General features: G+C 60.4%; 22 protein-coding genes. 4 read left to right on the top strand and 18 right to left on the bottom strand.

The annotated features are described in order from the left end of the window. Window positions 1-72: 72 nt before the first annotated feature. From KGA97_RS06495 to KGA97_RS06470, 6 genes are all read right to left on the bottom strand, one after another. Window positions 73-756, bottom strand: a complete 684-nt coding sequence (locus KGA97_RS06495) for a sulfite exporter TauE/SafE family protein (RefSeq protein WP_008028545.1) — start codon at window positions 754-756, stop codon at window positions 73-75. Next, on the bottom strand, window positions 749-967 hold the full coding sequence (gene ccoS, locus KGA97_RS06490) for a cbb3-type cytochrome oxidase assembly protein CcoS (RefSeq protein ID WP_223480426.1): 219 nt from the start codon (window positions 965-967) through the stop codon (window positions 749-751). Before ccoS ends, KGA97_RS06495 begins: the two co-directional genes overlap by 8 nt. A gap of 24 nt (window positions 968-991) precedes the next feature. Further along, the gene (locus tag KGA97_RS06485) at window positions 992-3,442 is read right to left on the bottom strand and encodes a heavy metal translocating P-type ATPase (RefSeq protein WP_223480425.1); all 2,451 of its coding nucleotides are present in this window, start codon (window positions 3,440-3,442) and stop codon (window positions 992-994) included. 111 nt (window positions 3,443-3,553) lie between these two features. Beyond that, the gene (locus tag KGA97_RS06480) at window positions 3,554-4,093 is read right to left on the bottom strand and encodes a FixH family protein (protein ID WP_008028539.1); all 540 of its coding nucleotides are present in this window, start codon (window positions 4,091-4,093) and stop codon (window positions 3,554-3,556) included. Between the two features lie 11 nt (window positions 4,094-4,104). Further along, window positions 4,105-5,520, bottom strand: a complete 1,416-nt coding sequence (gene ccoG / locus KGA97_RS06475) for a cytochrome c oxidase accessory protein CcoG (protein WP_223480424.1) — start codon at window positions 5,518-5,520, stop codon at window positions 4,105-4,107. 257 nt (window positions 5,521-5,777) lie between these two features. Next, window positions 5,778-6,707, bottom strand: a complete 930-nt coding sequence (locus KGA97_RS06470) for a metallophosphoesterase family protein (protein ID WP_223480423.1) — start codon at window positions 6,705-6,707, stop codon at window positions 5,778-5,780. A 300-nt stretch (window positions 6,708-7,007) separates the two neighbouring features. On the opposite strand from KGA97_RS06470, the gene KGA97_RS06465 reads away from it, so the two are divergent. After that, the gene (locus KGA97_RS06465) at window positions 7,008-7,994 is read left to right on the top strand and encodes a metallophosphoesterase family protein (RefSeq protein WP_223480422.1); all 987 of its coding nucleotides are present in this window, start codon (window positions 7,008-7,010) and stop codon (window positions 7,992-7,994) included. Window positions 7,995-8,070: 76 nt separating this feature from the next. Here KGA97_RS06465 and ccoP (KGA97_RS06460) read toward each other — a convergent pair whose 3' ends face one another. The 8 genes from ccoP (KGA97_RS06460) to ccoN (KGA97_RS06425) all read right to left on the bottom strand — a co-directional run bounded on the left by ccoP (KGA97_RS06460) (window position 8,071) and on the right by ccoN (KGA97_RS06425) (window position 14,983). After that, a complete protein-coding gene (ccoP, locus tag KGA97_RS06460) occupies window positions 8,071-9,054 on the bottom strand; it encodes a cytochrome-c oxidase, cbb3-type subunit III (RefSeq protein WP_008037742.1) in 984 nt (327 codons plus the stop codon). Next, window positions 9,051-9,236, bottom strand: coding sequence for a CcoQ/FixQ family Cbb3-type cytochrome c oxidase assembly chaperone (locus KGA97_RS06455; protein ID WP_003175465.1), 186 nt, complete (start codon window positions 9,234-9,236; stop codon window positions 9,051-9,053). Before KGA97_RS06455 ends, ccoP (KGA97_RS06460) begins: the two co-directional genes overlap by 4 nt. A gap of 5 nt (window positions 9,237-9,241) precedes the next feature. Further along, window positions 9,242-9,850, bottom strand: coding sequence for a cytochrome-c oxidase, cbb3-type subunit II (gene ccoO, locus KGA97_RS06450; protein WP_008028530.1), 609 nt, complete (start codon window positions 9,848-9,850; stop codon window positions 9,242-9,244). Further along, window positions 9,850-11,292, bottom strand: a complete 1,443-nt coding sequence (gene ccoN, locus KGA97_RS06445; RefSeq protein ID WP_008028528.1) for a cytochrome-c oxidase, cbb3-type subunit I — start codon at window positions 11,290-11,292, stop codon at window positions 9,850-9,852. Before ccoN (KGA97_RS06445) ends, ccoO (KGA97_RS06450) begins: the two co-directional genes overlap by 1 nt. Before the next feature lie 484 nt (window positions 11,293-11,776). Beyond that, window positions 11,777-12,730, bottom strand: coding sequence for a cytochrome-c oxidase, cbb3-type subunit III (ccoP, locus tag KGA97_RS06440; protein WP_207285065.1), 954 nt, complete (start codon window positions 12,728-12,730; stop codon window positions 11,777-11,779). After that, window positions 12,727-12,936, bottom strand: a complete 210-nt coding sequence (locus tag KGA97_RS06435; RefSeq protein WP_008028524.1) for a cbb3-type cytochrome oxidase subunit 3 — start codon at window positions 12,934-12,936, stop codon at window positions 12,727-12,729. Before KGA97_RS06435 ends, ccoP (KGA97_RS06440) begins: the two co-directional genes overlap by 4 nt. 3 nt (window positions 12,937-12,939) lie before the next feature. After that, entirely contained in the window at window positions 12,940-13,548 is a 609-nt protein-coding gene (gene ccoO / locus KGA97_RS06430) for a cytochrome-c oxidase, cbb3-type subunit II (RefSeq protein ID WP_008028522.1), read from the bottom strand. 10 nt (window positions 13,549-13,558) lie between these two features. Next, on the bottom strand, window positions 13,559-14,983 hold the full coding sequence (gene ccoN / locus KGA97_RS06425; RefSeq protein ID WP_008028521.1) for a cytochrome-c oxidase, cbb3-type subunit I: 1,425 nt from the start codon (window positions 14,981-14,983) through the stop codon (window positions 13,559-13,561). A gap of 93 nt (window positions 14,984-15,076) precedes the next feature. Here ccoN (KGA97_RS06425) and KGA97_RS06420 point away from each other — a divergent pair, with 93 nt between their 5' ends. Continuing rightward, window positions 15,077-15,763: an alpha/beta family hydrolase gene (locus tag KGA97_RS06420; RefSeq protein ID WP_223480421.1), complete on the top strand. Its 687-nt coding sequence runs from the start codon at window positions 15,077-15,079 to the stop codon at window positions 15,761-15,763. Window positions 15,764-15,952: 189 nt separating this feature from the next. Here KGA97_RS06420 and KGA97_RS06415 read toward each other — a convergent pair whose 3' ends face one another. The 3 genes from KGA97_RS06415 to acnA form a co-directional block, all read right to left on the bottom strand. After that, on the bottom strand, window positions 15,953-17,518 hold the full coding sequence (locus tag KGA97_RS06415; protein WP_008028517.1) for a methyl-accepting chemotaxis protein: 1,566 nt from the start codon (window positions 17,516-17,518) through the stop codon (window positions 15,953-15,955). A 105-nt stretch (window positions 17,519-17,623) separates the two neighbouring features. After that, window positions 17,624-18,415, bottom strand: a complete 792-nt coding sequence (locus tag KGA97_RS06410; protein ID WP_207285073.1) for a CPBP family intramembrane glutamic endopeptidase — start codon at window positions 18,413-18,415, stop codon at window positions 17,624-17,626. Window positions 18,416-18,644: 229 nt separating this feature from the next. Next, a complete protein-coding gene (acnA, locus tag KGA97_RS06405) occupies window positions 18,645-21,386 on the bottom strand; it encodes an aconitate hydratase AcnA (RefSeq protein WP_008028513.1) in 2,742 nt (913 codons plus the stop codon). Window positions 21,387-21,608: 222 nt separating this feature from the next. On the opposite strand from acnA, the gene rlmM reads away from it, so the two are divergent. Together rlmM and tusA are read left to right on the top strand one after the other, a co-directional pair. Then, window positions 21,609-22,682 (top strand): 23S rRNA (cytidine(2498)-2'-O)-methyltransferase RlmM, encoded by a 1,074-nt coding sequence (rlmM, locus tag KGA97_RS06400; protein WP_008028511.1) that lies wholly within the window; start codon window positions 21,609-21,611, stop codon window positions 22,680-22,682. Window positions 22,683-22,843: 161 nt separating this feature from the next. Then, complete coding sequence (tusA, locus tag KGA97_RS06395) at window positions 22,844-23,095, top strand: sulfurtransferase TusA (RefSeq protein ID WP_008037724.1); 252 nt, start codon at window positions 22,844-22,846, stop codon at window positions 23,093-23,095. Window positions 23,096-23,140: 45 nt separating this feature from the next. On the opposite strand, the gene KGA97_RS06390 is transcribed toward tusA, so the two are convergent. Next, the gene (locus KGA97_RS06390; RefSeq protein ID WP_008028508.1) at window positions 23,141-24,550 is read right to left on the bottom strand and encodes an MATE family efflux transporter; all 1,410 of its coding nucleotides are present in this window, start codon (window positions 24,548-24,550) and stop codon (window positions 23,141-23,143) included. Window positions 24,551-24,690: the final 140 nt, after the last annotated feature.

The raw sequence follows: 24,690 nt of genomic DNA, 5'->3' as shown, positions 1-24,690 counted from the left end.
CGTTGAATTACATTCCCCTGTAGGAGCGAGCGGTGCGACGATTCGACTTGCCCGCGAAGGCCGCGCCGCCGATCAATGCCCCATAAGCCAATGCTGATGCGGCCCCGGCAAGGTCCAGATGCCAAACAGCATCACCAGCAAGCCACCCGTCATGCGTACGTACCGTTTGCGCAACAGCGCCGTGACCCGCTCGGCCGCCAGCCCCGTGGCGAGCAACACCGGCCAGGTGCCCAGCCCGAACGCGAGCATCAGCAATGCACTGTCCAGCGCATTGCCCTGGCTCGCCGACCACAGCAACGTGCTGTAAACCAGCCCGCACGGCAGCCAGCCCCAGAGCGCGCCGAGCAACAAGGCTCGCGGCAGGCTCGACACTGGCAACAGCTTGTTCGCGACGGGCTGAATATGCCGCCACAGACCGCGACCGAGGCTTTCGATGCGGGTCAGGCCGCTCCACCAGCCAGCGAGATAAAGCCCCATGGCAATCAGCAGCAATCCGGCGAGGATACGCATGAACATCGCCGCCGGACTGTTCGCCACCGCCCAACCCGCCAGGCCGATCAGCAGGCCGGCCGCTGCGTAACTGAGAATTCGCCCGAGGTTGTAGGCCAGCAGCAATCGAAACCGGCGGCTGCGCTGTTCCTTGGGAATCGCCAGGGTCAACGCGCCCATCAAACCGCCGCACATGCCCAGGCAATGCCCGCCGCCGAGCAGGCCCAGGATGACCGCCGACACCAGCAGTGGCGCCAGCTCAAACATGCGGGGGCGCCTTGTCGTCCGGTTTGGTCGGATGGCCGCTGGCCTCGTCGACCGCTGCGGTGTGGTTCGGGTCCTGGTCGTCGAACAGGATGCTGTGGGCCGGGCCGTCGAGGTCGTCGTACTGACCGCTGTCGACCGCCCAGAAGAAGATGTAGACCGCGATGGCGACGATCAGCAGTGCGGCCGGGATCATCACGTAGAGAGCTGGCATGGTGAGGCTCCATGCCCGCGCGGCTCAGGCCGGCAGCGGGCGGGTTTCTGGCGTGGCGCTGGCGGCCGGCGTGCGCGGCAGGCGAGTCAGGCGCAGGGCGTTCAGCACCACGGTCAACGAACTGATGGACATGCCGACCGCCGCCCACACTGGCGTAATCCAGCCGAGGGCGGCGAACGGCAACATGAGGCCATTGTACAGCCCGGCCCACAGCAGGTTCTCGATGATGACCCGACGGGTGCGCCGAGCGAGGCTGAAGGCTTGCACCAGCGCGTCCAGGCGGTTGGACAACAGCACCGCATCCGCACTGGTTTTCGCCAGATCGGTGGCCGAACCCATGGCGACACTGATGTCGGCGGCGGCCAGCACCGGCACGTCATTCACGCCGTCACCGAGCATCAACACCTTGCGTCCTTCTTTGTGCAACTGTTGCAGGACCTGCAATTTGTCGTCCGGACGCAAACCGCCACGGGCCTCGTCGATGCCCAGTTCGGCGGCGACGCTGGCGACCATCGGCGAGCTGTCACCCGACAGCAGCAACGTGCGCCAGCCGCGCGCCCGGCAGGCTTCCAGCAACGCGGGTGCATCGGCGCGCAAACGGTCGTCGAGGACGAACCATGCCAGCGGTCCGGCATTGTCGCCGAGCAGCAGCCATTGGCCGGCTTCATCCGGCATCAACGGGATGGCAGCGCCACTGAGTTCGCAGACAAAACCCGGTTGGCCGATGCGCAGGCGTTGCTTACCGACCACGCCTTCCAGGCCCAGCCCCGGCGTGCTGTGGACTTCTTCGGCGGCCAGTGGCGCGCGACCAAACGCACGGGCGATCGGGTGTTCGGAACGGTTTTCGAGGGCGGCGGCGAGGCCCAGGCATTGATCGCTGTCGAGCGCGCCGAGCGGGCGGATCGAGCGTAGCGCCAGGCGCCCTTCGGTGAGGGTGCCGGTCTTGTCGAAAATCACCGTGTCGATCTGGTTCAGGCCTTCCAGCACATGGCCGCGGGTCAACAACAAACCCAACTTGTGCAGCGTGCCGGTGGCGGCGGTGAGTGCGGTCGGTGTGGCGAGGGACAGGGCGCACGGGCAGGTCGCGACGAGCATCGCCAGGACAATCCAGAAGGCGCGCGATGAGTCCAGCTCCCACCACAGCAGGCCAATGCAAGCGGAGGCGATCAGCGTCAGCAGCAGGAACCATTGCGCGGCGCGGTCGGCGATCTCCGCCAGTCGTGGTTTCTCGGCCTGGGCTCGGTCGAGCAGGCGGACGATGGCAGACAGTCGGGTGTCCTGGCCGAGGGCGAGGACTTCCACGGTCAGCGCGCCTTCGACGTTCAGGGTGCCGGCGGTGACGGCGTCACCAAGCGTGCGCGGCTGTGGCAGGTATTCGCCAGTCAGCAGGGATTCGTCGATGCTCGACTGACCGTCGAGGATCTTGCCGTCGGCCGGCAGGATCGCGCCGGGATGCACCAGAACCTGATCGCCGACGCGCAGTTCGCTGAGCAGGATCCGCTCGCTCTGACCGTCGGCGCTCAGGCGCAAACACGAGGCGGGCAGCAGGTTGACCAGCTGTGCGGTGGCGGCGGCGGTGCGTTCGCGGGCGCGACGCTCCAGATAGCGCCCGGCCAGCAGGAACAGCGCAAACATGCCGACGGCATCGAAATACAATTCGCCGACCCCGGTGATCGAGGTCCAGATCCCGGCGATGTAGGCACTGCCAATCGCCAGCGACACCGAGACGTCCATGGTCAGGTGGCGGGTACGCAAATCGCGCATCGCCCCTTTGAAGAACGGCGCGCAGCTGTAGAACACGATCGGCGTGGTGAGGAACAGCGCGACCCAGCGCAGGATGGTGTGCAGCTCGGGGCTGAGGTCGATATTGAATTCCGGCCAGGTGGCCATGGTCGCCATCATCGCCTGGAACCACAGCAGCCCGGCAACCCCGAGTTGGCGCAGGGCCAGGCGGTTTTCGCTGGCCAGTTGTTCGCTGGCGCGGTCGGCCTGATAGGGATGGGCGGCGTAACCGATGTGGCGTAACTCGCTGAGCACCTGGCTCAGCGGCAATTGCGCATCGGCCCAGCGTACGTGCAGGCGATGGTTGGACAGGTTGAGGCGCGCTTCGGCCACCGCCGGCAAGCCGCGCAGGTGTTTCTCGATCAGCCAGCCACAGGCCGCGCAACTGATGCCTTCCATCAGCAGCGTGGTTTCGGCGAGTTCGCCATCGTGGCGCACGAAGGGTTTTTGCACGTCGGCGCGATCGTACAGCGCCAGTTCATCCACCAACTGCACCGGCAACGCTTCGGGGTTGGCCGAGGCTTCGCTGCGGTGCTGGTAATAGCTTTCCAGCCCACCGGCGACAATCGCTTCGGCCACCGCCTGACAACCCGGGCAGCAGAACTCGCGGGTTTCACCGAGGACGGCCGCGGTGAAGCGGCTGCCGGCCGGGACGGGCAGGGCGCAGTGGTAGCAGGGGGTTGGGGTGGTCATGATGTTGGATCTATGTCGTCTGAAAGGGCCTCATCGCTGGCAAGCCAGCTCCTACAAAGGTTCGCACGATCCTGTAGGAGCCGGCTTGCCGGCGATGCGCGAAGCGCGACTTTACTTTTTCAGGTCTTCGGCGCCCTGCAGCGGTTCGTCACCCAGCAGCAGATCCTTGTCATGGCTGACCAGCTCTTCTTCGAACATACGCCAGATGTGGTCGTCCTGAGTACCCAGCAATTCGACAAAACGACGACCTTCCACCTTGTCGCTCAACTGGCCGATGTAGCGGCCCTGTTCGGTTTCGCTTTGGGCGAGGGTGATCTTGCGATCCTTCTCCGGCTGGGTCGGCGAGATCAGGTTCAGTTCGAGGGTTTTCGGTTGGCTGTTGCCGCTCAGGCGCAGGTCGACTTCGCCGGTCACGTCATCCAGGTGCACGCTGGCGCGCAGGAGCAGGGTTTGCGCCAGCAGTTCACGGTCGAGGGAGCGGTTGATGCCTTTGCCGGCCTCGTAGTAGTTGTCGTTGACCAGGTTATCCGGGTTGTTCACCGCGATGGTCACCATGGACAAGGTCAAGGTCACCGAACAGGCGAGGATGGCAATGATGATCCACGGCCAAAGATGCTTGTACCAGGGACTTGCGGCGTTTGCTGCGGGCATGATCACTTCTCTTAACGAATTTGTGGGCCGATGAACCGGCTCTTGGCTTCAACGTGGATGCTCTCGTCATCGGCATCCTTGAGGATGAATTTCACCTCGTTGGTGCTCGATGGCAGTTTTTCCGGCGCGATGGACAGTTCCACCGGCTGGCTGAAAATTTCGCCGGCGGCGACCTTGATCTCGCGTTTGCCTTGCAGCTTGAGATCCGGCAGGCCGGCGGCTTCCAGCACGTAGGTGTGGTCGCGCTGATCCTTGTTCATGATCTTCAGGCTGTAGACGTTTTCAATCCGGCCTTCGGCGTTCTCGCGGTACAGCACGCGGTCTTTGCTGACGTCGAAACCGACCAGCGAACGCATGAAGAACGCCGTCGCCAGCAACGCCATCATCGCCAGCAATACAGCGGCGTAGCCGATCAGGCGCGGGCGCAGTTTATGGGTTTTTTGCCCGGACAGGTTGTGCTCGGTGGTGTAGCTGATCAGGCCGCGCGGGTAATCCATCTTGTCCATGATGCTGTCGCAGGCATCGATGCACGCAGCACAACCGATGCATTCGATTTGCAGGCCGTCGCGGATGTCGATGCCGGTCGGGCAGACCTGGACGCACATGGTGCAGTCGATGCAATCGCCCAGGCCCTGGGCCTTGTAGTCGATGCCTTTCTTGCGCGGGCCGCGGCTTTCACCGCGACGCGGATCGTAGGAAACGATCAGCGTGTCCTTGTCGAACATCACGCTCTGGAAGCGCGCATACGGACACATGTAAATGCACACCTGCTCGCGCAACCAGCCGGCGTTGCCGTAAGTGGCGAGGGTGAAGAAACCGACCCAGAAATACGACCAGCCATCCGCTTCGCCAGTGAAGAATTCGATGGTCAGCTCGCGGATCGGCGAGAAGTAACCGACGAAGGTCATGCCGGTTGCGAAGCCGATCAGCAGCCACATCGAGTGCTTGCTGAATTTACGCAGGAGCTTGTTGGCGCTCATTGGCGCCTTGTCGAGCTTGATGCGCTGGTTGCGGTCGCCTTCGGTGACCTTCTCGCACCACATGAAAATCCACGTCCAGACGCTCTGCGGGCAGGTATAACCGCACCAGACACGACCGGCGTACACGGTAATGAAGAACAGGCCGAACGCGCTGACAATCAGAATTCCCGAGAGCAGGATGAAATCCTGCGGCCAGAACGTTGCGCCAAAAATAAAGAACTTACGCTCCGGCAGGTTCCACCAGACGGCTTGATGACCGGCCCAGTTCAGCCAGACCGTGCCGAAATACAACAGAAACAAAAACGCGCCGCCCATCATCCGCAGGTTACGGAACAGGCCGGTGAAGGCGCGGGTGTAGATCTTTTCTCGAGAGGCGTAGAGGTCGACGCTGTTGTTCGCGTTCTTGGCAGGCGGGGTAACGTCGTGTACCGGAATCTGGTTGCTCATCAGTTGCATCCCACGGCAGTGGAAAAATGCCTCGGTCAGTACATGCCGACCGCGGTCAAAAAGGGGTGTTGCAGTGGCGCAATGATACGCCTGTAGCTCTAGATCAAGGGTGCGACCTTTGGTCGCGTTGGGGAAAAATCATGAATGGTGTAGCAGATGTAACAAAACATGATTCAGGTCAATTGACTTGTGGAGTATAGCCGGCTGGGGGTTGTTCATCGGCGCCAGCATCTTGTATGCCAGGCGCCGATCGCCGCTTACTTGACCGGGACAGTGTGAGTCGCGACGGGGTTTCGCCAGTCATTGCCCGCGACGACGTTCACTGTCATTTGCGTTCTATCGGCAGAGAACGTGGCATACAACCAGCTTTGCTGAACCGCCGAGCCACTCATGAACAAGGGAATGTCGCCGTAGATGTAGTTGCTCGACTCGTATTTCCCGCTTTGCTTGTTCGCACTCGCGGAAAACACGGCGGTCACGCCATAGTCCTCGATCATTTTTGTGAACCGGAAAATCTCGGTCTCCCTGACCGGCCAGTGAAACGGCTGATGCAAGTTCAGCAAAATGATTTTGCCTTGCGCCCGTGCCCGCTGCAGATCGCGTTCCAGCCAGTCGAGGGATGCCGTGATTTCATAGGCGGTGGTCTGGAAGAACGAGCTGGTGGAAAAGTTGGTGGTGTAAGTGGGTTCGTTGTGCAACTGAACCACGTGAACATCACCGTAATCCCGGGAGTAAGCCAGGCTGCCGTACCAGGTTTTCGTCAGGCCGGAAGCCCGGGCGGCGAGGTCCATGTTGGCGACTTTTCCCCAGTACCGGTCCTTGAGGTCGTCCACGCTTCCAGCGGCGCAACTTGCGCAACTGGCGACATTGAAGTCGTAGTCGTGATTGCCCAGGCCGTAGTCATAGAGGTTGCTCAGTTTGTTCTGCAATACCGCGTTGAGGTAGGTGCGTTCGCCGGGTTGTCCTGACGCAGTCATGTTGCCGTTGATCATGACGGGAACGGCGGAGGCGCCACCCGATTGTTTGCGCAAGTCAGCGATGCTGGAGTACTGCGCATCGATCAGCCAGCGTGAACGCTCTTCTTTGCTTGAGGTGGATTCACTTTCGCCATTGTCGGACTTTTCACTTGAAGGGAACTTGGGGTCCGAGGCAAAGACGATATGTTGCGGCGCGAAGTCAGAGGCCATGGAAAAGGTGGTCGTTACAGAGAACGCCAATATCAGGGCGGTCGGTAATGTATAAAAGTTCATAGAAGTCCATTTTTATTGATGTGATGGTTGCGTTTAAGGTTAGGCAAAATCTAGATTAAATAAGTTGATGGGCTCAATGAGTAATTTGGTTTGTTTTTATAGTTAATGTTTCATGATTCTAAATGTGTTGTTTGTTGGAGCTTGGGTGGGTGTTGTTGTAGTTTGCTCGTCGCAAGTAATTTTTAAATTGGAATTGTGTGAGCGTGCTCACTATTAAATATTAGGGAAAGGGACAAGATGGAATTAAGCAAAGGATGGCAGTTGTTGATGTTGCTGGTAGGTGTGTGGGTAGTTCCTGTTGTGTCGGCGGCGGAAATGCCGCGCCATATTGTGTTCGCTTCGGACCCGCAGTTTCCCTGGACCGATAACACTGACGCCCGGTTGCCGGAGTCCGATTCGCAGAAGCGGGAGCGCTCCCGTTGGCTGATCGAAACGCAGTACGACAGTATTGCTGACTTCAGGCGGCAACAGGGTGGGAGCGCGGCGGTGCCCGTGATGATCAATGGCGATATGACTGCCTTCGGTCATGCGGATGAGCGTTCCTATATCCAGCAGACGCTGGATTCGAAACTTCAAGGGGACTATGACTACGGGCTGGGTAATCACGACTATCAAAATAACGTGGATGATTGCTTTCTGAATAATTGCGCCGCTGGAAGCATTGAGGACTTGAAGAAACGCTATTGGGGGAAAGTCGGCAGTATGGATCTGGCGGCGCGCGCTTCAGGGTCGAGCACCATTTATTACGGCAGCCTCGCGTACTCCAGGGATTATGGTGATGTGCACCTGGTGCAGTTACATAATGAGCCGACTTACTCGGTGACCTTCTCTTCGGGGACTTTTTTCAGTCCGAAGGATTTTGAAATTACCCCGGCACTCGATTGGCTTGAGCGTGACCTTCAGCAGGCACGCGCGCAGGGGAAAATCATTCTACTGAACATGCATAAACCCAATGATTTTATGGGTGACTGGAGTCAGGAAAAACGGTTCAGGGATATGATCGAAAAGTATGAAGTGACTGCAATATTCGCCGGTCATCTTCATGGGCATGGCGGCACCATCTGGTACACGAACGGTGTGCCCGGTTTCATCAGCGGCAGTGCATCCCAGCAGACCTATCTGATCGCCAGTTTTTCCGAGGATCGCAAAAACCTGCACGTCTATGCGGTCGATAACAACCAGTGGCAAAAACGTGAGCTGATAGCGACAGTGCCGGTGTCATGACTTCTGGCCAATAGCCCATAAAAAAGGCCCCGTCAGATCACTGGCGGGGCCTCTTTTTTTGCATCAAGCGTTTGCCTTACTGGGCATCCGCCGCCGGAGCTTTCTCACCGTGAGACAAGCTGTAGACGTAAGCGGCCAGCAGGTGAACCTTGTCGTTGCCTTGCAGCTGTTCTTGCGCAGGCATCTGGCCCTGACGGCCGTAACGGATGGTCTGCTGCAGTTGAGCGAAGCTCGAACCGTAGATGAACGCACCCGGGTGGGTCAGGTCAGGTGCGCCCATCGCTGGCGTCCCTTTGCCGGCCGGACCGTGGCACGCCACGCAGTTGGCGGCGAACAGTTTCTGCCCGGCAGCCGGGTCAGCCTTGGTGCCTTCCGGCAGCTTGCGGCCATCGAGGCTGGTCAGGACGAACGCAGCAACGTCCGCAACGCCTTGCTCGCCGATCACTTCAGCCCACGCCGGCATGACCGCGTGGCGGCCGCCCATGATGGTGGCCTTGATGGTTTGTGCTTCGCCACCCCAGCGCCAGTCGGCGTCGGTCAGGTTCGGGAAGCCATAAGCGCCTTTGGCGTCGGAGCCGTGGCAAACCGAGCAGTTGGAGGCGAACAAACGGCCACCCATCTTCAGGGCTTGCGGGTCCTTGGCGACTTCTTCGATCGGCATGGAAGCGAATTTGGCGAAGATCGGGCCGAACTTGGCGTCCGACTTGGCCATTTCCTTTTCCCACTCGTGAACGCCGGTCCAGCCGCTCTGGCCGTTGGCGAACGCGGTCTGCTTCTCGTTATCCAGGTAGTTGTAACCTGGCAGCAGGCCTTTCCAGTTGCCCAGGCCCGGGTACAGCACCAGGTAACCCAGGGCGAAAATGATGGTGCCCACGAACAGCATGAACCACCATTTCGGCAGCGGGTTGTCGTACTCCTCGATCCCGTCGAAGGAGTGGCCAACCGTTTCTTCGGTGGCTTCGCTGCGCTGGCCCTTGCGGGTGGACAGCAACAGCCAGGTCAGGGCGAAGATGGTGCCGAGACTGAGGACTGTGACGTACAGACTCCAGAACGTAGTCATTCTTTGTTACTCCTAGAAGCTTGCTCGACGTGCTTGATGGCTTCGGGATCATCCGCGAAAGGCAGCAAGGTCGCGTCTTCAAACTCCGACTTGCGCTTGGGGCTGAACACCCACAACGCCAGACCGATGAAGGCCACCATCACAACAACGGTGCCCAGGCCACGAATCATCCCGATATCCATCTAAATCACCGTTTGCTTTTGATGATGGTGCCCAGGCCTTGCAGATAGGCCACCAGCGCGTCCATTTCGGTTTTGCCCTTCACAGCATCCTTGGCACCGGCGATGTCTTCGTCGGTGTAAGGGACGCCGAGCGTGCGCAAGACTTCCATTTTCTTGGCGGTGTCTTTGCCGTCGAGCTTGTTTTCCACGAGGAACGGGTAGGCCGGCATTTTCGACTCGGGCACTACGTTGCGCGGGTTGTACAAATGCGCACGCTGCCAGTCATCGGAGTAACGACCGCCGACACGGGCCAGGTCTGGACCGGTACGCTTGGAACCCCACAGGAACGGGTGGTCCCAGACGCTTTCACCGGCAACCGAGTAGTGGCCGTAGCGTTCGGTTTCAGCACGGAACGGGCGGATCATCTGCGAGTGGCAGCTGACACAACCGTTGGCGATGTAGATGTCGCGGCCTTCCAGTTCAAGGGCGGTACGAGGCTTCATGCCTTCGACCGGCTTGTTGGTGACGTCCTGGAAAAACAGCGGAACGATCTGGGTCAGGCCGCCGATGCTGACGGCGATGACCATGAAGAAGGCCAGCAGGCCAATATTCTTCTCGACTGCTTCATGCTTCATCAGTGAGCTCCAACTACAGCAATCTGTTCGGCGGCTTCAGCTTCTGCCGGGTTCGAGGCACGTACGGTACGCCATACGTTGTAGGCCATGAGCAGCATGCCGGTGGCGAAGAATGCGCCGCCCAATGCGCGAACGATGAAGCCCGGGTGGCTGGCTTGCAGCGCTTCGACGAACGAGTAGGTGAGGGTGCCGTCGTCGTTGATTGCACGCCACATCAGACCCTGGGTGATGCCGTTGACCCACATCGAAGCGATGTACAGCACGGTACCGATGGTCGCGAGCCAGAAGTGTGCGTTGATCAGGCCGATGCTGTGCATCTGCGCGCGACCGAACAGTTTCGGGATCATGTGGTAGATCGCGCCGATCGAGATCATCGCTACCCAGCCAAGAGCGCCGGCGTGTACGTGGCCGATGGTCCAGTCGGTGTAGTGCGACAGCGAGTTGACGGTCTTGATCGCCATCATCGGACCTTCGAAGGTCGACATGCCGTAGAACGCCAGGGAGACCACGAGGAAACGCAGGATCGGGTCGGTGCGCAGCTTATGCCAGGCGCCCGACAGGGTCATCATGCCGTTGATCATGCCGCCCCAGCTTGGTGCCAGCAGGATGATCGACATGGCCATGCCCAGCGACTGCGCCCAGTCCGGCAGCGCGGTGTAGTGCAGGTGGTGCGGACCGGCCCAGATGTACAGGGTGATCAGCGCCCAGAAGTGCACGATGGACAGGCGATAGGAGTAGATCGGACGCTCGGCCTGCTTCGGAACGAAGTAGTACATCATCCCGAGGAAGCCGGTGGTCAGGAAGAAACCTACGGCGTTGTGGCCGTACCACCACTGGATCATCGCATCCGTCGCACCGGCGTAGGCCGAGTAGGACTTGAAGAAACTGACCGGCAGCGAGGCGTGGTTGACGATGTGCAGCATCGCCGTCACGACGATGAAGGCACCGTAGAACCAGTTGCCCACATAGATGTGCTTGGTCTTGCGCTTGGTGATGGTGCCGAAGAACACCAGACCGTAGGTGACCCAGACGATGGCCAGCAGAATAGCCAGGGGCCATTCCAGCTCAGCGTATTCCTTGGTGGTGGTGTAACCCAGCGGCAAGGTAACGATGGCGCCGACGATCACCGCTTGCCAACCCCAGAAGGTGAAGGCCGCGAGGCTGTCGGAAATCAGTCGCGTTTGGCAGGTTCGCTGCACGACGTAATAAGAAGTGGCAAACAGTGCACAACCACCAAAGGCGAAAATCACCAGGTTAGTGTGCAACGGGCGCAGGCGTCCAAAGCTCGTCCACGGCAGACCGAAGTTCAACTCCGGCCAGACCAGTTGCGAGGCGATGAAGACACCGAGCCCCATGCCAAGGATCCCCCAGACCACCGTCATGATGGCGAACTGGCGGACTACCTTATAGTTATAAGCAGTCGGACTGATTGCTGTGCTCATTCTAAGGTTCCACGGTTTGGGTGTTTTATTAGGAGTAAAAATCGGCCGCAAGTATGGAGAAAGCAGGGGGTCATTGCAACGCGCCATGACCTGGGTCAATGCTTTCAAAAGCTGATTCTGCGGCCTTTCCATGCGCCGCGTAAGGACAAAATCGCCCTCGGACAAAATGTCGCAGCGAACGAAAATGATGAGAGGGTCAGGTCAGTTGTAACGGGGTGTGTTCAAACGCAACGATCGGGTGACCGATGGCAATTGGCACGACAGCCGGTATCTACCAGCCTTTGCGGCTTGTCATCGAGCTGATTCGTCGAACACATCGGGTCGGGTCGACCTGGAACCGGCTCAAGCCAGTCCGCATCGGGGCAAGCTTAGACCCGAATCTGGTGAACCGAAAGGCGGACTAACGGAGGGGTGCGACAATGGGTCGCAAAGGGGCAGGGAACTGCCGCATCCGAGAAGAATGCGGCAGCAGAGCGGTCAAGAATTATTCGCTTTTGCCTTCCGCCTGCAAACGCTCTGTATTCAGACCGTGGGACAGGCTGTACACATAAGCGGCCAGCAGTTGCACTTTGTCGTTGCCGAGCAGTTCGTTCTGCGCCGGCATATGGCCCTGGCGGCCATGGCGGATCGTTTGTTGCAGTTGCGCCAGGCTTGTACCGTAGATAAAACCGGCCGGTTGCGTCAGGTTCGGCGCACCCATGGCTTCAGTGCCCTTGCCGTTTGCCCCATGACAGGCTACGCAGGTGGTGCTGAATGCTTGCTGTCCGGCTTGCAGGTCGGCGGTGTCGCCAGCCGGCAATGGCAGGCCGGCCAGTTCATGACGCACATACGCGGCAACGTTTTTCACGCCGGCTTCACCGAGGATTTCACCCCAGGCCGGCATCGCCGCCATGCGTCCACCCATGATCGTGGTCTTGATCATCTCGGCGTCGCCGCCCCAGCGCCAGTTGCTGTCGGCCAGGTTCGGGAAACCGAAAGCGCCCTTGGCATCCGAGCCGTGGCACACCGAGCAGTTCGAGGCGAACAGGCGACCGCCCATTTTCAGCGCTTGCGGGTCCTTGGCCACTTCTTCCACCGGCATGGCGGCGAATTTGGCGAAGATCGGTCCGAACTTCGCGTCGGCCTTGTTCATCTCCTTTTCCCATTCGTGAACGCCGGTCCAGCCGTTCTCGTAACCCGGCAGGATGCCTTTCCAGTTGCCCAGGCCCGGGTAAAGAATCAGGTAGCCCACGGCGAACACCAGCGTGCCGGCGAACAGCATGAACCACCACTGCGGCAGCGGATTGTCGTACTCCTCGATGCCGTCGAAGCTGTGGCCCATGGTCTGGTCGACGCTGCCCTTGGTTTCGCCCTTGCGGGTGCCGATCAGCAGCCAGGTCAGGCCGATCAGGCTGCCGATGGTCAGTACGCAGATCCACGTACTCCAGAAAGTGGTCATGACCGGGTACTCCTTGCTTCAGGTTCTTGGGTGCTATCGGCTTGTGGCTCATCGGCGAACGGCAGCAAACGTGCTTCGGCGAACTCCGGATTGCGCTTGCTGTTGAACACCCACAACGTCAGGCCGACAAAGGCCACGAACACCACGACCGTGCCCAGGCCGCGAATCAATCCACTGCTCATTACGCTCATTATTTCAAAGGGCATGGCTCACCTCTTGCTCTTGATGGCAGTGCCGAGCACTTGCAGGTAGGCGACCAGTGCGTCCATTTCGGTCTTGCCCTTGAGCGATTCGACCGAGCCTGCGATGTCGGCATCGGTGTACGGCACGCCGAGGGTGCGCATCGCCTTGATCTTGGTTTCGGTGTGGCTGCTGTCGAGCTGATTGGCCACCAGCCATGGATAGGCAGGCATCTTCGATTCCGGCACCACGTTGCGCGGGTTGTACAAGTGCGCGCGGTGCCAGTCTTCGGAGTAGCGGCCGCCGACACGGGCCAGGTCCGGACCGGTACGCTTGGAACCCCACAGGAACGGGTGATCCCAGACGCTTTCCCCGGCCACCGAGTAGTGACCGTAACGCTCGGTCTCGGCGCGGAACGGCCGGATCATCTGCGAGTGGCAACCGACGCAGCCTTCGCGGATGTAAATGTCGCGACCTTCCAGTTGCAACGCGGTGTAGGGCTTCATGCCTTCCACCGGTTTATTGGTCACGTCCTGGAAGAACAGCGGGACGATCTGGGTCAGACCGCCGATGCTCACGGCCAGGACCATCAGCAGCATCAGCAGGCCGACGTTTTTTTCGATTGTTTCGTGTTTCATCTCGGACTCCTCAGGCCATCTGCGCGGCAGCGGCGACTTCGGCAGGCTGCGAGGCCCGCACGGTGCGCCAGGTGTTGTAAGCCATCAGGAACATGCCGCTGAGGAAGATCGCACCGCCCACCAGTCGCACGATGAAGCCTGGGTGGCTGGCCACCAGGGTTTCGACGAAGGAGTAGGTCAGCGTGCCGTCTTCGTTGACTGCGCGCCACATCAGACCCTGGGCGATGCCGTTGACCCACATCGAGGCGATGTACAGCACGGTGCCGATAGTGGCCAGCCAGAAGTGTGCGTTGATCAGGCCGATGCTGTGCATCTGCGGGCGACCGAAGATTTTCGGGATCATGTGGTACAGCGCGCCGATGGAAATCATCGCCACCCAGCCGAGTGCGCCGGCGTGTACGTGGCCGATGGTCCAGTCGGTGTAGTGGGAGAGGGCGTTCACGGTCTTGATCGCCATCATCGGCCCTTCGAAGGTCGACATGCCGTAGAACGCCAGCGAGACCACGAGGAAGCGCAGGATCGGGTCGCTGCGCAACTTATGCCAGGCACCGGAGAGCGTCATCATGCCGTTGATCATGCCGCCCCAGCTTGGCGCCAGCAGAATCAGCGACATCACCATGCCCAGCGACTGCGCCCAGTCCGGCAGCGCGGTGTAGTGCAAGTGGTGCGGGCCGGCCCAGATGTACAGGGTGATCAGCGCCCAGAAGTGCACGATCGACAGGCGATAGGAATACACCGGACGCTCGGCCTGTTTCGGCACGAAGTAATACATCATCCCGAGGAAACCGGCGGTGAGGAAAAAGCCTACGGCGTTGTGGCCGTACCACCACTGCACCATGGCATCGGTCGCACCGGCGTACAGCGAGTAGGACTTGGTGAAACTCACCGGCAGCTCAAGGTTGTTGACGATGTGCAAAATCGCCACGGTGATGATGAAACCACCGAAGAACCAGTTGCCCACATAGATGTGCTTGGTCTTGCGCTTGGCCAGCGTGCCGAAAAACACGATGGCGTAGGCGACCCAGACGATGGTGATCAGGATGTCGATCGGCCATTCCAGCTCGGCGTATTCCTTGGAACTGGTGTAACCCAGCGGCAGGCTGATCGCCGCCAGCAGAATCACCAGTTGCCAGCCCCAGAAGCAGAACGCGGCGATTTTCGGTGCAAACAGTTGCGTCTGGCAGGTGCGTTGCACCGAATAGAACGAACTGGCGAACAGGGCGCAACCGCCGAACGCGAAGATCACCGCGTTGGTGTGCAGCGGGCGCAAGCGGCCGAAACTGGTCCACGGCAAATTGAAGTTGAGTTCGGGCCAGACCAATTGAGCCGCGAGAAAAACCCCGAGCCCCATGCCGACGATGCCCCACACCACCGTCATAATGGCGAATTGGCGGACCACCTTGTAGTTGTAGGCGGTACTGATAGAAGTGTTCATGGTTCCCCATCCACGGTTCAGCCGAAAGGGCGTTCGCGCAAGGCAGACGCTCCCTTCGCCTGGAGTTATAGGCAGACTAAAAGCGAGGCAAGCATGGACAAAGAGCACAAGGCCAGTATTGACGGGGATCAATGGGCGCAGTGTGTGCGGGAGCATGGATGGCTGTGGAATGAAGCCGCTTCAACGGTTTCGGGTGAACCTGTGACGCTGATTCTTGCGCATGGCGCCGGGGCGCCGATGGACAGCGCCTGGATGAACGACATGGCCGCGCGCCTTGCTGCGCAGGGCGTCAACGTGCTGCGCTTCGAGTTCCCCTACATGGCGCAACGACGTGTCGATGGCGGCAAGCGTCCCCCGAACCCGGCACCGAAACTGCTGGAGTGCTGGCGTGAGGTGTACGCCGTGGTGCGACGCCATGTCACTGGTCGCCTGGCCATTGGCGGCAAGTCCATGGGCGGACGGATGGCCAGTCTTTTGGCCGATGAGCTCAAAGCCGATGCGTTGGTGTGCCTCGGCTATCCGTTCTATGCCGTAGGCAAACCGGAGAAACCCCGGGTCGAGCATCTGGCTGCGCTGAAGACCCGGACGCTGATTGTCCAGGGTGAGCGCGATGCGCTGGGGAATCGTGAGGCGGTCGAGGCTTATGCGTTGTCACCGAGTATCGAGGTGTTCTGGCTGGTGGCGGGGGATCATGATTTGAAGCCGTTGAAGGCTTCGGGGTTTACGCATGAGCAGCATTTGGCGGCTGCGGCGAGCAAGGTTGCAACATTTCTGCGGTGAGATTTGCAGTGTCTGTCCGGGCCTCTTCGCGGGCAAGCCTCGCTCCTACAGGTTATCGGTGTCCGCTTGGGATGACCTGTAGGAGCGAGGCTTGCCCGCGAAGGCGCCCCAACAGGCAACATCTCATTCAAACTGGCAATAAAAAACCCGGAGGCTTTCACCGTCCGGGTTTTGTTTTTCCAGCATCAATCAGCGGTTAAACCGCTCCACCAACGAATACTGGGTATTCGCGGTCTTGGTCAGCTCTTCACTCAACAACGCCGAGTGCTGCGCCTGTTCCGACGTCTGGTCGGCCAGTTGCGAGATGTTGCTGATGTTGCGGCTGATTTCTTCGGCCACCGAGCTTTGCTCTTCGGTCGCGGCCGCGATCTGGGTGGTCATGTCGGTGATGTGTGCCACCGCTTCGCTGATCCCGACCAGTGCCTGATCCGCTTCGAGTACCCGCGCCACACCTTCTTCCGCCTGGCGATGCCCGGATTCCATGGTTTGCACGGCGGTGCTGGCGGTTTGCTGGAGCTTGGCGATCAGGGCGTGAATCTGCCCGGTGGATTCGCTGGTGCGTTGCGCCAATTGGCGAACTTCGTCGGCAACCACCGCAAAGCCGCGACCCATCTCGCCGGCACGCGCCGCTTCGATGGCGGCGTTCAACGCCAGCAGGTTGGTCTGGTCGGCGATGCCTTTGATTACGTCGACCACGCCGCCGATTTCATCGCTGTCCTTGGCCAGTTGCGTCACGGTCAGGCCGGTTTCGCCGACCACCTCCGACAGGCGCTGAATGGCTTCGCGGGTTTCCCCGGCGATGTCACGGCCGCGCCCGGTCAGGCGATTGGCTTCTTGAGTCGCGTCCGCCGTGCGTTGCACGTGGCTGGCGACTTCCTGGGTGGTGGCGGCCATCTGATTGACGGCGGTGGCCACCTGCTCGGTTTCGACGCGCTGACGTTCCAGGCCGGTGGAGCTGCTGTGAGCCAGTGTGTCGGACTGTTTCGCCTGGTCGCTCAGGTGCTCGGCGGTGTCCTGCAGACGGGTCAGGCAGGTTTTCAGGCGGGCTTCCTGGCTGAGGATCGACATCTCCAGACGCGCCTGGGCACCACGGCTGTCGGTGTACATCTGTGCGATCAGCGGGTCGGAGGTGGTCTGCTCGGCCAGGCGCAGCAAGCGCTTGAGGCCGCGCTGTTGCCAGCTCAACCCCAGCAGGCCCAGTGGCACCGAAAGACCGGCGGCCAAGGCGAAACCCCATTGGGAGTTGAGCGTGGCACCGATCATGAAGCTCAGCTGGCTGACCAGAATGAACGGCAACCAGTCCTGCAGGACCGGCAGCCATTTATCGGTGGAAGGAATCGCTGACTTGCCCTGGTTGATGCGTTGGTAGAGCGCTTCGGCACGCTGGATCTGCTCGGCGGTGGGTTTGACCCGCACCGACTCGTAACCGATCACCTGGTTGCCATCGAACACCGGTGTGACGTAGGCGTTAACCCAGTAGTGGTCACCGGTCTTGCAGCGATTCTTGACAATGCCCATCCATGGCAAGCCTTGTTTCAATGTGCCCCACATGTGCGCGAACACCGCGGCCGGTACGTCGGGGTGACGAACCAGGTTATGCGGTGCACGGATCAGTTCCTCGCGGGAATACCCACTGATTTCGACGAAAGCGTCGTTGCAGTAGGTGATCACGCCCTTGGCATCGGTGGTGGAGATCAACCGTTGCTGAGCCGGGAAGGTCCGTTCGCGTTGTGTAATGGGCTGGTTGTTACGCATGGCTTTTTTCAATCCGCAAGGCTTTGAGAGGTTGTCGGCACCGTCAGGGATTTATTGAAGAATATTTTTCAATAATCAGCGGCGCGTCGCAAAACGACCGTTGCGTCAGCCCGCCAGCATCGGATAGGTGAACAGGCTGAAATGCAGCAGGTTCAAACCGAAATGCGTGGCAATGGCCGCACCTAACCCTCCGAAACGGTAGGCCAGACCATAGCCGACACCTGCCAGACTCGCCAGCAACACCCATTGCCAGCCAGCGCCCGCATGCACCAGGCCAAACAACAGCGAGGCGAGCAGCAGCGCCAGGTTTTCACCATAAGGCAGGTGTTTAAAGTACCGGCTGAGGCCGCCCTGAAGGTAGCCGCGAAACAGCGCTTCTTCCACCAGCGTCACCAGCAACAGGTTATTGAACAGCCACAGCCAGGCCTGATCAGGCCATTTGGGGGCCCAACTGATCACACCCAACAACAGCGCGCCACCCAATGCCAGCACGCTGCTCAGTGTCAGCCCCAGCAGCGCGGCGGGAATGGAAAGCCGCAGCGAATGCCGGCCGACAATCCACGGGCAGACCAGCAACAGCCAGAAACCAATCAGCGGTTTGTCCAGATTCAGGTACAGCGCAAACGGTACGGCATCGTCGGTAATACGATGCGGATTGATACCGCGACCGTTGTAGAAGCCGGGGAGCCAGTGCATCGCCAATGCCAGCGCCATGAAAATGAACAGGCCGTGACCGAGGTAATGACCGACCCGGACCTGTTGCTGGCGCACGGCGAGACCGGCGATCAGTAGCAATGCGACCGAGATAAGCGCCAGCCAGCCGAGATGGCCGTAGGACAGCGCCATGGCATAACCGAGGGAGAGCAGGGCCAGGAAGGTCCATGGCAAAGCAAACATCTGAAGTCCTTGTGTTCGAAATTCTGCGGGTCGCCTCGGTCCACTGTAGGAGCAAGCTTGCTCGCGATGGCGGAGTATCAGGCGGCACTGATATTGGATGTTACGGCCCCATCGCGAGCAGGCTCGCTCCCACAGTGGTCTTGTGTGGGGCTATAAAAGCGCGGCGATTATAGAGGTGTGTCCGCAAACAAAAACACCGCCCGAAGGCGGTGTCTTTTTCTGCAAACACCTACGACGCAATCAACTGCCGCAACACGTAATGCAAAATCCCCCCTGACTTGAAGTACTCGACTTCATTCAGCGTATCGATCCGGCACAACACCTCGATCTTCTCGCGGCTGCCGTTTTCGCGAGTGATGATCAGCGTCAGGTTCATTCGCGGCGTCAGCTCGACGCCGCTCAGGCCCTGAATGTCCAGGGTCTCCTTGCCAGTCAGATTGAGGCTCTTGCGGTTCTGATCCAGCTTGAACTGCAAGGGCAACACGCCCATGCCGACCAGATTGGAGCGGTGAATCCGCTCGAAGCTTTCAGCGATGACCGCTTTCACGCCCAACAGATTGGTGCCCTTGGCCGCCCAGTCGCGGCTCGAACCTGTGCCGTATTCTTGCCCGGCAATCACCACCAGCGGCGTGCCCGAGGCTTGGTAACGCATGGCCGCGTCGTAGATCGCCAGTTTTTCCCCGGTAGGAATGTAAATCGTATTGCCGCCTTCCTCGCCGCCGAGCATCTCGTTGCGAATGCGGATGTTGGCAAAGGTGCCGCGCATCATCACTTCATGGTTGCCGCGACGGGAGCCGTAGGAGTTGAAGTCCCGCGGCTCCACACCTTTCTCGCGCAGGTAATGGCCGGCGGGGCTCTCGGTCTTGATGTTGCCGGCGGGGGAGATGTGGTCGGTGGTCACCGAGTCGCCGAGCAGCGCAAGGACCCGTGCGCCCGCGACGTCCTTGACCACGGGTGGTGGTCCGCCGATGTCGTCGAAAAACGGTGGGTGCTGGATGTAAGTCGAATCGTCCTGCCAGACATAGGTCGCCGCTTGAGGTACTTCAATCGCCTGCCATTGCTCGTCGCCGGCAAACACTTCGGCGTATTCCTTGTGGAACATCGCGGTGTTGACCTGATTCACCGCATCGGCGATTTCTTGGGTGCTTGGCCAGATGTCCCGTAGATACACCGGGTTGCCATCCTTGTCATCGCCCAGTGGTTCGCTGCTGATATCTATGCGCACCGTGCCGGCCAGCGCAAACGCGACGACCAGCGGCGGCGAGGCCAGCCAGTTGGTTTTCACCAGCGGATGCACGCGGCCTTCGAAGTTGCGGTTGCCCGACAGCACCGAGGCGACGGTCAGGTCGGCTTTCTGGATGGCTTTTTCGATCGGCTCCGGCAAGGGCCCGGAGTTGCCGATGCAGGTGGTGCAGCCATAACCGACCAGGTCGAAACCGAGTTGATCCAGGTATTGCGTCAGCCCGGCAGCCTTGTAGTAGTCGGTCACCACTTTGGAACCGGGAGCGAGCGAGCTTTTCACCCACGGCTTGCGCTTGAGGCCTTTTTCCACGGCTTTCTTCGCCACCAGTCCGGCGGCCATCATCACGCTCGGATTGGAGGTGTTGGTGCAGGAGGTGATTGCGGCGATGACCACCGCGCCGTTTTTCAAGCGATAGGTTTGACCTTCAAAATCGTAGTCGGCTTCACCGGCCAAGTCGGCATTGCCCACCGCAACGCCACCGCCGCCTTCACTTTCGAGGCGACCTTCTTCCTTGCTGGCAGGTTTGAATTGCAGGTCGGTGAAGTCACTGAATGCTTGCGCGACATTCGGCAACGACACCCTGTCCTGTGGGCGTTTCGGCCCGGCGAGGCTGGCTTCGACGCTGCGCATGTCCAGCGCCAGGCTGTCGGTGAACACCGGCTCCTTGCCTGGCTGGCGCCACAGGCCTTGCGCCTTGCTGTAGGCCTCGACCAGTTTCACCGTTTCAAGTGGACGACCGGACAGGCGCAGATAATCCAGAGTGATGTCATCCACCGGGAAAAAGCCGCAGGTGGCGCCATATTCCGGGGCCATGTTGGCGATGGTCGCGCGGTCGGCCAGCGGCAGGTCGGCGAGACCGTCGCCGTAGAACTCGACGAATTTGCCGACCACACCTTTCTTGCGCAGCATCTGGGTCACGGTCAGCACCAGGTCGGTGGCGGTGATGCCTTCCTTCAATTTGCCGGTGAGTTTGAAGCCGATCACTTCCGGAATCAGCATCGACACCGGTTGGCCGAGCATCGCCGCTTCCGCCTCGATCCCGCCGACGCCCCAGCCAAGTACGCCGAGGCCGTTGATCATGGTGGTGTGGGAATCGGTGCCGACCAGCGTGTCGGGGAACGCATAGGTGCGGCCGTCTTCATCCTTGGTCCAGACCGTGCGGCCGAGGTATTCGAGGTTCACCTGATGGCAAATCCCGGTGCCCGGCGGCACCACGCTGAAGTTGTCGAAAGCGCTCTGGCCCCAGCGCAGAAAGGCGTAACGCTCGCCGTTGCGCTGCATCTCAATGTCGACGTTCTGTTCGAAGGCGCTGGCGCTGCCGAACTTGTCGACCATCACCGAGTGGTCGATCACCAGGTCCACCGGCGACAGTGGATTGATCCGCTGCGGGTCGCCGCCGGCCTTGGCCATGGCGGCGCGCATGGCGGCCAGGTCGACCACGGCGGGAACGCCGGTAAAGTCTTGCATCAAGACGCGGGCGGGGCGGTACTGGATCTCGCGGTCGGAGCGGCGCTCCTTGAGCCAGGCGGCAATCGCTCGCAGGTCGGCGCCGGTGACGGTTTTTTCGTCTTCCCAGCGCAGCAGGTTTTCCAGCAGCACTTTCAACGACATAGGTAGCTTGTCGAGATCACCGAGGCTCTTGGCGGCATCGGGCAGACTGAAATAATGGTAGGTCTTGTCGTCGACTTGCAGGGTTTTAAGGGTTTTCAGGCTATCGAGGGACGGCATTACGATCACTCCTTAAAGTCCGCACGGCTACGGACTGAGGGGACGGACAGAGCTTTCAACCTAGCCCCGTTTGAACGTTAAAGCTAATAACCGGACTCTATGGGCAAGTCCGAGGTTCCGAACTCGGCTATCATGCGCCGGTTTTCGTGACAGGCTTTGCTTCAACGCAAGTCTGGGCATCGCGCAGTGGCTGAATTCTTCGCCAACTGCCCAGGAGTAAGAATGAACACCCTCTTTATGCATTGCCGGCCGGGCTTCGAAGGCGAAGTCTGTTCCGAGATTTCCGAACACGCCGCACGGCTGAACGTGGCCGGTTATGCCAAGGCAAAAACCGCCAGCGCCTGCGCCGAATTCATCTGCACCGAAGAAGACGGCGCCGAGCGCCTGATGCGCGGTCAGCGTTTCGCCGATCTGATCTTCCCGCGCCAATGGGCGCGGGGGATTTTCATCGACCTGCCGGAAACCGATCGTATCAGCGTGATTCTCGCGCACATGGCCGACTTCCCGCTGTGCGGCAGCCTGTGGCTGGAAATGGTCGACACCAACGACGGCAAAGAGCTGTCGAACTTCTGCAAGAAATTCGAAGTACACCTGCGCAAGGCGCTGATGGCGGCCGGCAAACTGGTGGAAGACGCGAACAAGCCGCGTTTGCTGCTGACGTTCAAGAGTGGTCGCGAAGTGTTCATGGGCCTGGCCGAGTCGAACAACTCGGCCATGTGGCCGATGGGCATTCCACGCCTGAAGTTTCCGCGCGAGGCGCCGAGCCGTTCGACGTTGAAGCTGGAAGAGGCGTGGCACCATTTCATCCCGCGCGATCAGTGGGACGAGCGTCTGCACAGCGACATGACTGGCGTCGACCTTGGCGCGGCGCCGGGTGGCTGGACCTGGCAACTGGTCAATCGTGGCATGCTGGTGACTGCCATCGACAATGGTCCGATGGCTGAAAGCCTGATGGACACTGGTCTGGTGCAGCATTTGATGGCCGACGGTTTCACCTTCAAGCCACGGCAACCGGTGGACTGGATGGTCTGCGACATCGTCGAGAAACCGGCACGCAACGCGGCGATGCTGGAAGAGTGGATTGGCGAAGGGCATTGCCGCGAAGCGGTGGTCAACCTCAAGCTGCCGATGAAGCAGCGTTACGCCGAAGTGAAACGCTTGCTGGAGCGCATTGCCGACGGTTTCAAGGAGCGCGGGATTCGCGTCGAGATCGGCTGCAAGCAGCTGTATCACGACCGCGAAGAAGTGACGTGCCACCTGCGCCGCCTGGACGTGAAGAAACCCAAGTCCCGCTGATGTACACAACCCGTGTAGGAGCGAGGCTTGCCCGCGAAGCTTTTGGCGTCCTTAAGGGCCTCTTCGCGGGCAAGCCTCGCTCCTACAGGGATGGCGTCATGCCACAGATGACCGAACACCCGGTAATGCGCGACAATGCCGGCCAGTTTCAGGAGTGAATCATGAGTGAAATGCTTGATACGCCGGTAGACGGCACCCTAGACGCCACCGGCCTCAACTGCCCGGAACCGGTGATGATGCTGCACCAGCACATCCGTGACCTGGCGCCCGGCGGCCTGCTCAAGGTGATCGCCACCGACCCGTCGACCCGTCGCGACATTCCCAAGTTCTGCGTGTTCCTCGACCACGAGCTGATCGCGCAGCACGAAGAGGCCGGCACTTACCTGTACTGGATTCGCAAGAAATCGGATTAATCGATTCGAAAAAAAGGCCTGCATTTGCAGGCCTTTTTTGTGCGGTCAACCCATCGAATGGCTCATGCGGATCCGCTTGCGTGCACTGCGCGTCAGGCGAATCGACAGCATCAGGGCGGCGCAGCTCAGGCCGACGATCAAACCCTGCCACAGCCCGCTCGGGCCTCGGGGTTCGCCGAACCAGTCGGTCAGGCCGAGGGCGTAACCCACCGGCAAGCCGATGCCCCAGTAGGCGAACAGGGTGAGGATCATCGTCACCCGAGTGTCCTGAAAACCTCGCAGGGCGCCGGCCGCTGTCACCTGGATGGCGTCGGAAAACTGGAACAGCGCCGAGTACACAATCAGCATCGCCGCGATATGGATCACCGTCGGGTCTGCGGTGTAGATCGCTGCGATGTGCTCGCGCATCAGCAACATCATGCTCGCCGACAGGCAGGCGTAGGCCAGCGCGGTGCCCATGCCGACACCCGCCGCAAAACGCGCCTCGCGCGGCTCTTCACGTCCCAGTGCCTGACCGACGCGTACGGTCACGGCCATGCCCAGGGAGTAAGGGATCATGAACACCAGCGAGCTGACATTCAGGGCAATCTGATGCCCGGCCACCACCGTGGCGCCGAGGCTGCCGATCAGCAGGGCAATCACCGCGAAGATGCTCGATTCGGCAAACACCGCGATGCCGATCGGCAAGCCGATGCTCAGCAGGCGTTTGATCACCGCCCATTGTGGCCAGTCGAAACGGCTGAACAACTGGCTCGACTGATACGCCGGCGCCCAGCGTTCCCAGCCGGCCATGCCCAGCGCCATCACCCACATCACAATCGCCGTGGCCCAGCCACAACCGACGCCGCCCATGGCGGGTACACCGAAGTGGCCATAAATGAAGACATAGTTCAGCGGAATGTTCAGCGCGAGCCCGCACAAACCCAGGACCATCGCCGGGCGCGTGCGTCCCAGGCCGTCACTGAAACAGCGCAACACATGGTAAAGCGCGACGGCGGGCAGCCCGCTGGCGATACCGTGCAGGTATTGCATGCACGGGCCGATCAGCTCGGGATCGACCTTCATCAGGTGCAAAATCGGTTCGGCGCTGAACAGCATGCCAGTCGCCATCAAGCCCACCACCAACGCCAGCCACAACGCCTGGCGCACGATCGGGCCGATTTCGCTGTGGGTACCGGCACCAAAGCGCTGGGCGACTTTCGGCGTGGTGGCCAGCAGCGTACCGGTCATCAACAGAAACACCGGGACCCAGATCGAGTTGCCCAATGCCACCGCCGCCAGATCCCGTGGCCCGACGCGACCGGCCATCACCGCATCGACGAAGCCCATCGCCGTGGTGGCCAGTTGCGCGATCATGATCGGCAACGCCAGGCCGAGCAGGTTCTTCAGCTCGAGGCGAACCCGGGCGGGGCGATTGAGGGAAATGGCAGCGGGGCGGTCAGTCACGGAATTCAAAGGCAAAACGTCCAAAAGGTTTTGATGCGCGAGGCGGCGCATTCTACGCGTTGACGCAACGGTCAGGAAAAGTCCTGTGTTACCCATTTGTAATCACACAAAAACCTGTAGGAGCGAGCCTGCTCGCGATGGACGTAAAC

The organism is Pseudomonas sp. BF-B-15 (assembly GCF_019946675.1).
In the GTDB taxonomy this organism is placed as follows: domain Bacteria; phylum Pseudomonadota; class Gammaproteobacteria; order Pseudomonadales; family Pseudomonadaceae; genus Aquipseudomonas; species Aquipseudomonas migulae.
The sequence above is the reverse complement of the archived record's forward strand: the minus strand, read 5'-3'. Positions and strand labels throughout refer to the sequence as shown.

Coding starts and splice junctions, on each gene's coding strand:
- ccoS (WP_223480426.1), bottom strand. CDS start 967: ATGCCAGCTCTCTACGTGATGATCCCGGCCGCACTGCTGATCGTCGCC.
- KGA97_RS06495 (WP_008028545.1), bottom strand. CDS start 756: ATGTTTGAGCTGGCGCCACTGCTGGTGTCGGCGGTCATCCTGGGCCTG.
- KGA97_RS06415 (WP_008028517.1), bottom strand. CDS start 17,518: ATGCGTAACAACCAGCCCATTACACAACGCGAACGGACCTTCCCGGCT.
- KGA97_RS06470 (WP_223480423.1), bottom strand. CDS start 6,707: ATGGCCTCTGACTTCGCGCCGCAACATATCGTCTTTGCCTCGGACCCC.
- ccoN (WP_008028521.1), bottom strand. CDS start 14,983: ATGAACACTTCTATCAGTACCGCCTACAACTACAAGGTGGTCCGCCAA.
- ccoN (WP_008028528.1), bottom strand. CDS start 11,292: ATGAGCACAGCAATCAGTCCGACTGCTTATAACTATAAGGTAGTCCGC.
- KGA97_RS06465 (WP_223480422.1), top strand. CDS start 7,008: ATGGAATTAAGCAAAGGATGGCAGTTGTTGATGTTGCTGGTAGGTGTG.
- KGA97_RS06420 (WP_223480421.1), top strand. CDS start 15,077: ATGGACAAAGAGCACAAGGCCAGTATTGACGGGGATCAATGGGCGCAG.
- ccoO (WP_008028530.1), bottom strand. CDS start 9,850: ATGAAGCATGAAGCAGTCGAGAAGAATATTGGCCTGCTGGCCTTCTTC.
- KGA97_RS06455 (WP_003175465.1), bottom strand. CDS start 9,236: ATGGATATCGGGATGATTCGTGGCCTGGGCACCGTTGTTGTGATGGTG.
- ccoP (WP_207285065.1), bottom strand. CDS start 12,730: ATGACCACTTTCTGGAGTACGTGGATCTGCGTACTGACCATCGGCAGC.
- ccoP (WP_008037742.1), bottom strand. CDS start 9,054: ATGACTACGTTCTGGAGTCTGTACGTCACAGTCCTCAGTCTCGGCACC.
- ccoG (WP_223480424.1), bottom strand. CDS start 5,520: ATGAGCAACCAGATTCCGGTACACGACGTTACCCCGCCTGCCAAGAAC.
- KGA97_RS06485 (WP_223480425.1), bottom strand. CDS start 3,442: ATGACCACCCCAACCCCCTGCTACCACTGCGCCCTGCCCGTCCCGGCC.
- KGA97_RS06435 (WP_008028524.1), bottom strand. CDS start 12,936: ATGCCCTTTGAAATAATGAGCGTAATGAGCAGTGGATTGATTCGCGGC.
- KGA97_RS06410 (WP_207285073.1), bottom strand. CDS start 18,415: ATGTTTGCTTTGCCATGGACCTTCCTGGCCCTGCTCTCCCTCGGTTAT.
- acnA (WP_008028513.1), bottom strand. CDS start 21,386: ATGCCGTCCCTCGATAGCCTGAAAACCCTTAAAACCCTGCAAGTCGAC.
- KGA97_RS06480 (WP_008028539.1), bottom strand. CDS start 4,093: ATGCCCGCAGCAAACGCCGCAAGTCCCTGGTACAAGCATCTTTGGCCG.
- ccoO (WP_008028522.1), bottom strand. CDS start 13,548: ATGAAACACGAAACAATCGAAAAAAACGTCGGCCTGCTGATGCTGCTG.
- rlmM (WP_008028511.1), top strand. CDS start 21,609: ATGAACACCCTCTTTATGCATTGCCGGCCGGGCTTCGAAGGCGAAGTC.
- tusA (WP_008037724.1), top strand. CDS start 22,844: ATGAGTGAAATGCTTGATACGCCGGTAGACGGCACCCTAGACGCCACC.